Below are 12,615 nucleotides of genomic sequence, written 5' to 3' on the forward strand. Positions count from 1 at the left end.
GGTGGCGTTGATGAAGTTTCTGATCAAATTTGAAGAATATGTTGCGATGATATTCCTGGCGCTGATTGTGTTGCTGGTGTTCATTGCGGCAACCATGCGCTGGCTGGGTCATCCGGTGATCTGGTCGGTGGATATGTCCCAGATTCTGTTTATCTGGGTCTGCATACTGGGTGCCAATCAGGCCTTGCGTAATGGCGGCCATGTCGGTGTGGATGTGATTACCCGACATTTGCCGGTACGGGCAAAAGCGGCACTGGATCTACTGTTATATCTACTGGTCATCGCCTTCCTGCTGGTGTTGATTTACAACGGCGCCAAACTGACCTGGTTGAATGTCGAACGTCGTTTCGGTGACAGTGCCATCAGTTATGCATGGGTAACGGTCGCAGTTCCAGTGGGATCCGCACTCATGACACTCTCGTGCCTGAGCATCATCGTCCGGAAATTTCTGGTATTGATCGGTCACAAAACAGAAGCTCCTCAGGAGGTAACGCAATGACCCTTGTCGTAGTTCTGTTTGTAGTGCTGCTGTTGCTGGAAATGCCACTGGCCTTCAGTATCGGTATTGCCGGCCTGAGTTACTTTTTGATGTCCGATTATCTGCCATTGACCATTTCGGTGCAGAAAATTGCCTCAGCCAGCCAAAGCTTTCCATTACTGGCGGTGCCATTCTTTGTGCTGGCCGGTCATATGATGAACCGTACGGGTATCTCCGATCATTTGATCGGCTTTTCCAAGACTCTGGTGTCATGGATTTCCGGTGGCCTGGCTCACGTCTCCATTGTTCTGAGTACGCTGATGGGCGGGGTATCCGGATCGGCTGTGGCTGATGCCTGTATGGAAGCCAGAGTGCTCGGACCTTCGATGATCAAATCCGGGTTGTCTCCTGGATATACTGCCGGCGTCATCGCTGTATCATCACTGATTACCTCAACGATTCCACCGAGTATCGGCCTGATCCTGTACGGCTATATCGGTAATGTTTCTATCGCAAAACTGTTCATTGCCGGCATATTCCCGGGCTTTCTGATGATGGCGCTGTTGATGTTCTCCGCCTGGGTCATCGCCAAACGTCGGGGCTATCAACCGGAAGCCAGTCGTCGTCCTACCGCTGGGGAGGTCTGGCGTGGAATGAAGGATGCCAAATGGGCGCTGTTGTTTCCGCTGATGCTGGTGATCACCATCCGCTTCGGCATTTTCACTCCTTCAGAGGCGGGTGCTTTCGCGGTGGTGTATTCGGTATTGGTGGGCTTTTTCGCCTATCGGACTCTGACGGTGAAAAAAATCATCTCAGCACTGCATGAAAGCATTAATGACATCGGCATGATCATGCTGATCATCATGCTATCGGCTTTGGTGGGGTATGCGATTGTGTTTGAACGCCTGCCACAAAGTATTGCTGAAACCATGAACGGAGTGACCTCCAATCCAGACCTGATGTTGCTGCTGATTCTGGGCTTTCTGGTTCTGGTTGGCATGGTAATGGAAGCCACCGTCAGCGTGCTGCTGCTGACGCCTATCTTTGTACCCATGATTCAGGTACTCGGTATCGACCCGGTGCACTTCGGCATTTTGATGATGATCGTGGTCACCCTTGGTGGCATGACACCTCCGGTCGGCGTGGCCATGTATTCCGTCTGCGGCATTCTCAAATGCCCAACCGACCGCTACGTGATCGAATCTCTGCCCTTCATTCTGGTGATATTACTGATGGTTGCAATACTGGCTTTGTTCCCGCACGTGGTGCTGTTTTTGCCGAATCTATTGATGTAACGGTTGCCCTAACAACACTGAGCGACCAGTTTCCGGTCGCCTGATAAATCGGAATTAAATTATGAAAATCGTAGATGCCAAAGTGATTGTAAGTTGCCCTGGCCGCAATTTTGTCACCCTTAAACTGATCACCGATGAAGGGGTTTACGGAATTGGCGACGGCACCTTGAATGGTCGTGAAAAATCCGTCGTTTCTTACCTTGAGGATTATGTGGTTCCCTGTCTGATCGATAAAGATCCGCAGCGGATCGAGGATATCTGGCAGTACCTGTATCGTGGCGCTTACTGGCGCGGTGGCCCAGTGACTATGACCGCAATTGCAGCAGTGGATATGGCGCTTTGGGATATCAAAGCCAAAGTGGCCGGATTGCCATTGTATCAATTACTCGGCGGCCGCAGTCGCGATGGCATTATGGTGTACGCCCATGCCACCGGAGAGGACATTGCCGCCACCCTCGATGAAGTAGCACGTTACGTGGACCTCGGTTACAAAGCCGTGCGGGTTCAATGTGGTATACCCGGCATTGCCAGCACTTACGGCGTTCCCAAAGACGGCAAACCTTACGAGCCAGCCGATTCAGCCCTACCCTCAGAATCCGTCTGGTCTACGGAAAAATACCTGAGTTTTGTGCCCAAACTGTTTCAGGCCGTGCGTGACCGTTTTGGCGATAAACTGCACGTTCTTCACGATATCCACCACCGGCTGACGCCTATTGAAGCGGCCCGACTCGGCAAGGACTGCGAGCCTTATCACCTGTTCTGGCTGGAAGATGCAGTACCGGCAGAAAATCAGAACTCCTTCCGGCTGATCCGTCAGCACACCACCACCCCGCTGGCCGTGGGCGAAGTCTTCAACCGTATTTACGACTGCCAACAGTTAATTCAGGAACAACTGATCGATTATATCCGCTGTTCTGTCACCCATACTGGTGGTATCACCCATATGCGCAGAATTGCAGATCTGGCCGCGCTGAATCATGTCCGCACCGGCAGTCACGGGGCCACAGATATTTCACCGGTGGGCATGGGAACGGCCCTGCATTTTGATTACTGGGTACCCAATTTTGGTATTCAGGAACATATGGCGCACAATGAGCAGACCATGGAATTGTTCTCTGTGGATTACTCATTTAAGTCAGGCTTTTTCACTCCGGGAGACAAGCCTGGCCATGGTGTCGATATCGATGAAACACTGGCAGCCAAACTCCCCTACCAACGGGCGTGCCTGCCGGTCAACCGCCTGGAAGATGGCACACTCTGGAATTGGTAACTCATGCAACTGACGCATATCCCCAGTACCTATCAACACTCCACTCCTGAAAAAACCATTGTTCACATTGGCCTGGGCGCGTTCATGCGCGCCCATCTGGCCGTGTACATCCAGCGTTATCTGAATGAACACGGCGGCTGGCAGATCTGCGCAGCCAATATCCGCTCCAACCGGACCATTGTTGAACAACTGGAGCAACAAAACGGCCACTACCATGTCCTCGAATGTACCAGCAGCGAGCAGGCAGTTTTACGGGAAATTACCGCCATTCAAACCGTTCTCTATGCCGCAGGCGAAGAACACAGCTGGAAACTGGTGGAACGCATCGCCTCAGTGGACACCCACATCATCACACTGACCATTACCGAAAAAGGCTACGGTATCGATCCGGCCACGCTGGCTTTTAAGGACACAGACCCGGGTATCGCCCACGACCTTCAGCACCCGGAGCGGCCCATATCAGCCGCCGGTATTCTGGTTCGTGGCCTAAGTGAACGCCGGCGCCTGGGATTGCCGGGGCTGACGATTCTAAGTTGCGACAACATGCCCCATAACGGTCGCTGTGCCGAACAGATGGTCTGTGGGCTGGCCGAGCGACTGGATCCGTCTTTGGCCGAATGGATACGAGAGTCTGTCAGTTTTCCCTCCTGCATGGTCGACCGCATTGTTCCGGCCATGACCACTGAATCAAGCGCCCAACTGACTGCGGCCTGTGGTCAGCAGGACGCTGCCGGTGTGGTATGTGAAGCCTTCAGCCAATGGGTGATTGAAGATCAGTTTTGTCAGGGCCGACCAGAACTCGATAAAGTGGGTGTCCTGTTAACTCAGGATGTGGCGCCGTTTGAGGCTATGAAGTTGCGAATGCTGAATGGCAGTCACTCGTTATTGGCCTATCTCGGTTATTTGAGTGGTTTTCAGTTTGTCTCTGAAGCCATGACCCATCCACCACTGCGCAAGCTGATTCATTATTACATGCTCAAAGAGGCACAGCCGACCCTCGGGGCAATCAACGCCGAGGTGGATCTGCCCGGCTATGCCAATGACCTGATCACACGATTCGAAAATACCAGTCTGAAACACCGTACTTATCAGATTGCCATGGACGGCAGTCAGAAGATTCCACAACGCTGGCTGCAGGGTGCTCAGCAGCTGTTTGATCAGGGTCAGTTCCCGCATTGCGTCAGTCTGGGGCTAACTGCCTGGCTACTGTATACTCGCAGCCACGATCTTCAGGACCAGCCATTTGAACTTCAGGATCCAATGGCGCAAACCCTGTTGGCACTGCATCAGCCCGACCTGCCAGTCACCGCACTGGTCACCGAATTTCTGGCTCTGCCGGTATTCGCGTCACTGTCGGCGGCATTCAAACAGGCGCTGAGTCAGGATATCGAAAGACAATTGGAACTCTTCAGCCGGCTTGGCCTGGAGGAGTTGCTGCAACAGACCCTTACAACCATGGAGCAATCAGCGAATGAGTAATTTCCTAACCGAATCGTTCCTGCTCGACACCGATACCGCCGAATTCCTTTATCATGATGTGGCAAAAGATATGCCCATCATTGACTACCACTGTCACCTGCCAGCGCATGAAATTGCCGATAACATCCGCTTTCGCAACCTGACCGAAATATGGCTGGGCGGTGATCACTATAAATGGCGTGCACTGCGCACCAACGGCATTGACGAGGCCAAAATCACCGGTAATGCATCCGACCGGGATAAATTTCAGGCCTTTGCCGAGACAGTTCCCTATACGCTGGGAAACCCTATCTATCACTGGACTCACCTGGAAATGCGCCGCCCGTTCGGCATAACCGATGTTGAACTGAATGGTGATACCGCCGAGTCCGTTTGGCAACGGGCCAATGAATTGCTGACCCAGGATAACTTCCGCGCACGCGGCATTATGGAGCAGATGAACGTGCGTATGGTGGGCACCACTGACGATCCCATTGATGACCTGAGCGCTCACCGGAAAATTGCTGAAGACGGTTTTGCCATCAAGGTACTGCCGAGCTGGCGTCCGGACCGCTGTTTCCTGATGCAGGCAGAAGACTATACGACCTACATCGAAACACTATCCAATGTCAGCGGTACAGATATCAGCAGCTTCCAATCGCTCTGTCAGGCGCTTGATCAGCGCCTTGAACATTTTGCCAGCCATGGCTGCTGTGTGGCGGATCATGGCCTTGACAATATGGTTTACGGTGAAGCAACCGAAGCAGAACTCGACCGCATCCTGCAGGCCCGTCTGGCCGGCCAAAAACCCAATGCCGACCAACAGGCTGCCTTCCAGGCCGCAGTACTGGTGTATCTGGGCAAACGCTACCATCAACTGGGCTGGGCGCAGCAATACCACATTGGTGCACTGCGCAACAACAACGGTGCCATGTTCGCTTCTCTGGGTGCCAATACCGGTTTCGATTCCATCAATGACCGCCCTTATGCTGAAGCGCTGTCACGTCTGCTGGATGCCCAGGCAATCAGTGGACAACTGCCAAGAACCATCCTTTATTGTCTGAATCCTAGTGATAACGAAATGCTGGCAACCATGTGCGGCAACTTCCAGGGCGACAAAACGGTGGGAAAAGTGCAGTTTGGATCCGGCTGGTGGTTCAATGACCAGAAAGACGGCATGGAGCGCCAGCTGCAGCAACTCGCCCAACTGGGACTACTGAGCCGCTTTGTTGGCATGCTGACGGACTCGCGCAGCTTTTTGTCGTACACCCGGCACGAATACTTCCGGCGCATCCTCTGCCGTATGTTGGGGCATTGGGTCAGAGACGGCGAAGCACCGAATGATAAAGCCCTGCTGTCCAGAATGGTCAGCGATATCTGCTTCCACAACGCCAACCGTTACTTCAATCTGGATATTTCCATTTGATACTGAAGGGCTGTGCAGGCGCACAGCCCGACTCATACCTGACTGATACCACACCCCTTCAGAACCAGCCGGGTTAACAACTCGATACCGGCTTCAAAATCATCATTGCTGAGCTCTTTTTTCTCCAACAGAATACAGCTCTGCACACTGAAATCCGCATAAGCCTGGGTGGACGACCAGAGCATAAACAGCAGATGTTCAGGACTGATCGGGTCCATCCATTGTTTGGCAATCCATTCTCTAAATACCTGACAGGTCTGCTGAAACTGTTCTTTGAGTACGGTTTCCAGCTCCGCTTTCAAATAGGGCGCGCCATGCAGAATTTCCGCTGCGAAGATACGCGAGGCATGTGGGTGCTCCTTGGATTGACGGACTTTCTTGAGAATGTAATTTCTGAGCGCTTCGCGCGGGTGTTGCTCGGCATTCATATCCCCCATACTCACCAGCCAGATACTCAGCAGCTTATTCAAAACGCCTTTATAAAGCGCTTCTTTGCTGCGGAAGTAATACAACACATTGGCTTTAGGCAATCCCGCCTCCTCGGCGATGGCGGAAATCGTGGTACCACTGAAACCGCGTTCACCAAAAATACGTTCGGCAACCAAAAGGATCTGATCGGAATTGTCTTTGCGAATTTTTGCGAGACTTCTGCGTGGGCGTTTGGGTTTTGTCTGCGTGGTTGAATTCATAGCCTGCCTGAAAAATAACAGTGTCTGCACATGGAACGTTCTATGATGCCTGAAAAGAGTGCAAAGAACTCTGTTCCAAAGCAAAATTTTTCCCTCCCATAATGAATCAATGCAAAAAACCGTCCTATCTGACTGCAATTGTTTTTCCTTTTATTTCAGACAGTTATCACATCAGACACACAACTCCTGACCGTACGGTCAAATCATGGCACATTGAATGCTAACTCCCATACAGGGCCGGCGCTCCGGCCATCCCCCGACATTAAGCATCTGGAGACAACCGAGAGATGACCACTTCCCACACCGCAAGACCAACGGCCGAGACGCCTTCATTGGACACCCACTTATCGCCACCGTCACTGGACACCCTATTCAGTGACCTTCAGCCACCGCTGACCGAACGCCAGGCCACGATAGAAAGTGCCCGTTGCCTTTATTGCTACGACGCCCCCTGCATCAAGGCCTGCCCAACGGGTATCAACATCCCCAGTTTTATCGCCAGCCTTCATACCGGTAACGTGGAGGGTGCAGCCCAGACTATTCTGGAAAGCAATATCATGGGCGGCAGCTGCGCCCGTGTCTGTCCAACAGAAATTCTGTGCGAACAATCCTGCGTGCGTAACAAAGAGGACGAATGCGCTCCCGTACTCATTGGCCTGCTGCAACGCTACGCCACCGATCACGCCTCCTTCCATGGACACCCATTTAAACGTGCTGAGGCCAGCGGCAAAAAGATCGCTGTCATTGGCGCGGGTCCGGCCGGACTCAGCTGCGCCCACAGACTGGCCATGTTAGGACACGAGATTGAAATATTTGAAGCCGAAGACAAAGCCGGCGGGCTGAATGAATATGGCATCGCCCGATATAAGCTGACTGACAATTACGCGCAGCAGGAGGTGGACTTTATCCTGGGCATCGGTGGTATCAGCGTACATACCGGCAAGGCACTGGGACGGGATATTTTGCTGGATACGCTGGTCACCGAATTTGATGCGGTATTTCTGGCCATCGGCTTACAGGCAACGCGACAACTGCAACTCGACCATGAACACAATACTGCGGTTATGGATGCTGTCGACTATATCAAAACTCTGCGTCAGGCCACCGATCTCAGCGAGTTATCCGTGCCTCAAAGCGCGGTTGTCATTGGGGCCGGCAATACTGCTATCGATATCGCTTGCCAGTTGAAACGACTCGGGGCAGAAGAAGTGACTTTGGTATATCGCCGTGGCGAACAAGACATGGGTGCAACCCACCATGAACAACAGATTGCCAAACAACATCAAGTTCACATTCGCACCTGGAGCCGGCCGGAAAGTATCCACATTGATGAAAATGGCCATTTGACCGGCATGACCTTCCGTCGCACCGAACTGCACCAGAATCATTTAGTGGACACCCATATCAATTATCAGATTGGCTGCGAGGCGATCTTCAAAGCTGTAGGGCAGACACTCTCTCTGCCTGATACAAATGATGCCGAACTGCCGGTCATACAGAGCGGCAGAATCCATGTTGATGAGCACTTTAAGACCAGCATGGACAAGGTTTTCGCTGGGGGAGACTGCACCGGAATCGGGCAGGATCTGACTGTGGAAGCGGTTCAGCAAGGTAAATTGGCCGCTTTGGCGATTCATCAATCCTTATGCCAGCAAACAGCATAAACAACACTCAGGAGTATTCTCATGGCCGACTTATCGACTGAATTCGCAGGCATTAAATCCCCCAACCCTTTCTGGCTGGCCTCTGCCCCGCCGACTGATAAACAATATAACGTCGAACGAGCGTTCGAAGCTGGCTGGGGCGGCGTGGTGTGGAAAACCCTCGGCGAGGACCCGGCAGCCGTCAACGTTTCTTCACGTTATTCCGCCACCTATGATGGCTTTGGTAGCGTCGCCGGTTTCAATAACATCGAACTCATTACTGATCGTACACTGGAAGTAAATCTTCGAGAAATAGAAGCGGTGAAAAAGAGCTGGCCGGACCGGGCCCTGGTGGTTTCATTGATGGTACCGTGCGAAGAAGAATCCTGGAAAAAAATCGTCAAACAGGTTGAACAGACCGGCGCCGACGGCCTGGAATTGAACTTCGGCTGTCCTCATGGCATGCCAGAACGAGGCATGGGGGCGGCCGTTGGACAGGTGCCGGAATACGTCGAAATGGTGACCCGCTGGTGCAAGCAACACAGCACATTACCAGTGATCGTGAAACTAACTCCCAATATTACTGATATTCGGTTTTCCGCCCGTGCAGCTCATCAAGGTAATGCTGATGCCGTATCTCTGATCAACACCATCAACTCCATTACAAGCATCGACCTGGACAACATGGTGGCCCGACCCATCGTCGACGGTAAAAGCACGCACGGTGGTTATTGCGGACCGGCGGTTAAACCTATTGCCCTGAACATGGTCAGCGAAATTGCACGTGATCCGGAAACCAAAGGACTACCTATTTCCGGTATCGGCGGCATCAATAACTGGCGCGATGCTGCTGAATTTATTTCTCTCGGGGCGGGCTGTGTTCAGGTGTGTACGGCTGCAATGATATATGGCTTTCGTATCGTCAGCGAAATGAAAGACGGCCTGAGTCGTTGGATGGACAGCAAAGGCTATGAAAAACTAACTGATTTTCAAGGACTGGCCATCGCTAATACCACTGATTGGAAATATCTGAACATGAACTACAAAGTGGTAGCCAGTATCGACGATGAAAAATGTATCGGCTGTGGCCGCTGCTACATCGGCTGCGAGGACACCTCTCATCAAGCCATAAAAGCCGTTGCCCAAGCCGATGGCAGCAACAAATTTGAAATCATTGATGCTGAGTGTGTGGGCTGCAATCTATGTCAGATCACCTGTCCGGTAGAAAACTGCATCACTATGGTCAAACAGGACAGTGACAAACCATACATGAATTGGACTCAAGATCCTCGCAATCCATACCGCGATGCCAGCTGATCATCTCAGGAAACAGCGGCAGACCTGGCTGGTCTGCCTCTACGATTCTCAAGAGTTAGTAGTTAAGCGGACACCCACCGTAACAATTAATTTTATGGGACACCCAAATCAGGAGTTAGCAACGGTTTCAGGGACATCCATATAAAAGAGGTAGAGACGACGTTATTTAGCAGACACCCAATTCGGTCAATTGGATTAACGTTCACCATTTTTTGCATTAGTTAAGCGGACACCCACCGTATCAATTAATTTTATGGGACACCCAAATCAGGAGTTAGCAACGGTTTCAGGGACATCCATATAAAAGAGGTAGAGACCGACGTTATTTAGCAGACACCCAATTCGGTCAATTGGATTAACGTTCACCATTTTTTGCATTGAACAACTAAAAACGGTTCAAACAGAACCATTAAGATGCTAATAAAATGGAAAATATGAACTGATAATAGGAAATTGAAATCTATGAGCGAATTAAAAACACACCAAATTCCTTGCGGGAATCAAGTATTCTTTTTTTGATAGATTTTAATGATTAACCTGCCAACAAATTGGGGGGCATTCGATTCAGGCTGAAACAGTCTTTAATTCTTTCAAATGATGACTTTTGACCGGCAAAACATTTGAACTGTTTTTCAAAACGCTGAGTCAAACGATGCCATTGAGCCTCCGAGATATCCAGGCGCGCAAGTATCGGTGGCTGTTGGTTGTCAATGTAGCCCAGTTTGTCTTCCCGCATGGCTCGCCCGGTCCAATCCATCAGTTCCAGATAGTCTTTGAGCAGAAAAGGCAGGCCTTCTTCCGGCATCTTTTGTTTGATATGAGTGACAAACGGCATGAGCTCACTCGGTTGCTGACTGTTGTTCTGGATGGATTGGATGCGTCTGTGGATCGAGGTGTGATCCGAACTTTCTGGCGTGGGTGCAATGTTGACACGGATGGGGTTGAGGTCGACATAGGCCATGCAAGCTATTAACGCTTTTTCATCTAACAAGGCCTGGGATTTAAAGCGACCTTCCCAGAAACGGCCGGTACACTGATCTTCCTGATTGGCTCGCCGGGCAATCCCTTCGTTCAATACAGCCATGAAACGACTGATGGAGGTTAATGTTTCGCGCCATTGTTCTGCCTGCAAGACAAGAATCTTCTGTTCCGCAGGAGACAAACGATCACCATTGAGATATCGGTGACTCAAGGGAACACCTTTGTAGAGACGATGCCATCGGGTAATGACCTCTTCTATCGACCACTGTGCACCTTGCCTGAGATTCACATGAAGTACCACATGTACGTGGTTGGTCATAACGGCATAGGCACAGATATCAATGGCGAAAATCTCACCCAACCACAAAAGACGGTCTTCGACCCATTGGCGGCGGTGCTCATAGCTGATTTGAGTGAGTGGATCGAAACCACAGAGAAAGGCCCGCCGGACACAACGGGAGATACAATGATAGTAAGAGGTGGCATCGAGTGATATTTGTGATTTCCTTGATCGGGCCATGGCTCCATCCTGATAAATATACAGTATCGAATAATGCCCTTCTTGGAATTCAGAATCAAGGTTAAATAATGTGGGTGTCCCCTATAACCATAACTAAGTGGGTGTCCCCTATAACCCTATCCCTATAACTAAGTGGGTGTCCCCTATCCCCAATGTGGGTGTCCCCTATCCCCCTATAACTAAGTGGGTGTCCCCTATCCCTATAACTAAGTGGGTGTCCCCTATCCCCATAGCTAAGTGGGTGTCCCCTATAACCTTGTGATATCGCGGATGTTGCCTGGGGTAGTGGTCAGGCTATGAATCACCCCAAGTGCACTGTCTATTCTGATATGTCATTTCATACCAAATGCCACTTATTGTCCTTCATGGTCTGGTGCATCTCTGGATCCCGTTCCTTGTCTCGGCTTTTGGCAGAGGTTGGTGCAGCGATAATCGTGGCATCCATGATAGTGTTTTCCTTGAACGTCAGCTCCTTTTTAACAAGGGCAGGTTAATGCGATTAAAGATCTTTTGACCTAAAGGCAGGTTGTTCAGACAGATGGCGAAACTTCAGGATAATGGTCTCATCTGGAACGGTATCTACAGTGATGCCTGCAAACCAACGCATGGATTCGGAAAGAGTCTTCCTCCCCGGGATCACACAGGCTATAAAACAATTGCGTGCAATGAATCCGGAGCATGCTGGATAAGGGGAACGGTTTGAGGGATTTGGCGTAATAACGCTGGATAGGCTTTTCCATGTCATTCCAGGGTAATATGTGTCGATCTCAGTCAGAACCTTTTCACGCTGGGCCTGTTTGCATTTCGCCTGGCCTTTCCCTCTGAACAACTGGGTTGGAACATCATGCGTTTCCCTATGGATCGATTATGGCCGGATTACCTCATATTGTGGGTATTTTTCAGAGTTGCCTTAAATTCCTATAGCCGTGAACGGGAAAGCAGATTGTCATCGATATTGTTGCACAGCCAACGAGGATATGTTCGTGTATGCCACTGGTACATTCATAAAGTTACTATACGTTGGATCAATCATGAACCACCTGAAAAATGCCCTGACTGACAAACTTGAAACGATGTTTGGCGTGCAGAACCTACCTTCACCGGTTGCAGGTGGTTCGTCGCTGTTCTTTAATGGTATTGAGTTTGCCCACTTTCATAATGATTTTGAACTTGATTTAAAGTTAACCAGGAAGATTATTTCACAGCAGCAGCTCAGACACCCGACCAACTCAAAATTTCATCCCAAACGGTCGATGAACTCTCAATGGATAGAGTTGAAATATGAAAACCTTGAGGATGTTGACAGAGTGGTTGAACTGGTAAAGCTGGCCATACGACAGCTGCCAGGTAGTCCTCCTCGCACCCGAAAGTAAACAAACTCTCCAGCTTTGAGTATCTGTCTATAATTCAAAGGGGCCTCGAAAAAACCTCAGTGTATTGGCGTAAATGAGGGTGAAAGCGCGGAACTGCCAATGTCCATATGGACAATCCTTTATCAGGCGTGGTGACTGCCCCAGGAACAGGCTGTCGTCGACAAG

10 protein-coding genes are annotated in these 12,615 nt (G+C 50.7%); 8 read left to right on the top strand and 2 right to left on the bottom strand.

Annotated features, from left to right (window positions below; genetic code table 11):
• Positions 1-10: 10 nt before the first annotated feature.
• The 5 genes from ACQY6I_RS04400 (at position 11) to uxaC (ending at position 5,927) form a co-directional block, all read left to right on the top strand.
• Complete coding sequence (locus tag ACQY6I_RS04400) at positions 11-499, top strand: TRAP transporter small permease (protein ID WP_428240258.1); 489 nt, start codon at positions 11-13, stop codon at positions 497-499.
• Entirely contained in the window at positions 496-1,773 is a 1,278-nt protein-coding gene (locus tag ACQY6I_RS04405; protein WP_428240259.1) for a TRAP transporter large permease, read from the top strand. Before ACQY6I_RS04400 ends, ACQY6I_RS04405 begins: the two co-directional genes overlap by 4 nt.
• A gap of 61 nt (positions 1,774-1,834) precedes the next feature.
• A complete protein-coding gene (gene manD / locus ACQY6I_RS04410) occupies positions 1,835-3,043 on the top strand; it encodes a D-mannonate dehydratase ManD (RefSeq protein ID WP_428240260.1) in 1,209 nt (402 codons plus the stop codon).
• 3 nt (positions 3,044-3,046) lie between these two features.
• Positions 3,047-4,522, top strand: coding sequence for a mannitol dehydrogenase family protein (locus ACQY6I_RS04415; RefSeq protein ID WP_428240261.1), 1,476 nt, complete (start codon positions 3,047-3,049; stop codon positions 4,520-4,522).
• Complete coding sequence (uxaC, locus tag ACQY6I_RS04420) at positions 4,515-5,927, top strand: glucuronate isomerase (protein ID WP_428240262.1); 1,413 nt, start codon at positions 4,515-4,517, stop codon at positions 5,925-5,927. Before ACQY6I_RS04415 ends, uxaC begins: the two co-directional genes overlap by 8 nt.
• Before the next feature lie 32 nt (positions 5,928-5,959).
• Here uxaC and ACQY6I_RS04425 read toward each other — a convergent pair whose 3' ends face one another.
• Entirely contained in the window at positions 5,960-6,616 is a 657-nt protein-coding gene (locus ACQY6I_RS04425) for a TetR/AcrR family transcriptional regulator (RefSeq protein WP_428240263.1), read from the bottom strand.
• A gap of 287 nt (positions 6,617-6,903) precedes the next feature.
• Here ACQY6I_RS04425 and ACQY6I_RS04430 point away from each other — a divergent pair, with 287 nt between their 5' ends.
• Both ACQY6I_RS04430 and preA read left to right on the top strand, forming a co-directional pair.
• Positions 6,904-8,280: an NAD(P)-dependent oxidoreductase gene (locus ACQY6I_RS04430; RefSeq protein WP_428240264.1), complete on the top strand. Its 1,377-nt coding sequence runs from the start codon at positions 6,904-6,906 to the stop codon at positions 8,278-8,280.
• Between the two features lie 21 nt (positions 8,281-8,301).
• The gene (preA, locus tag ACQY6I_RS04435; RefSeq protein WP_428240265.1) at positions 8,302-9,576 is read left to right on the top strand and encodes an NAD-dependent dihydropyrimidine dehydrogenase subunit PreA; all 1,275 of its coding nucleotides are present in this window, start codon (positions 8,302-8,304) and stop codon (positions 9,574-9,576) included.
• Between the two features lie 532 nt (positions 9,577-10,108).
• On the opposite strand, the gene ACQY6I_RS04440 is transcribed toward preA, so the two are convergent.
• Positions 10,109-11,077, bottom strand: a complete 969-nt coding sequence (locus ACQY6I_RS04440) for a transposase (RefSeq protein WP_428240266.1) — start codon at positions 11,075-11,077, stop codon at positions 10,109-10,111.
• 1,031 nt (positions 11,078-12,108) lie between these two features.
• On the opposite strand from ACQY6I_RS04440, the gene ACQY6I_RS04445 reads away from it, so the two are divergent.
• Entirely contained in the window at positions 12,109-12,450 is a 342-nt protein-coding gene (locus ACQY6I_RS04445) for a luciferase family protein (protein WP_428240267.1), read from the top strand.
• The last annotated feature ends 165 nt before the right edge of the window (positions 12,451-12,615 follow it).

This window comes from Gynuella sp., assembly GCF_050297175.1.
GTDB lineage: Bacteria > Pseudomonadota > Gammaproteobacteria > Pseudomonadales > Natronospirillaceae > Gynuella.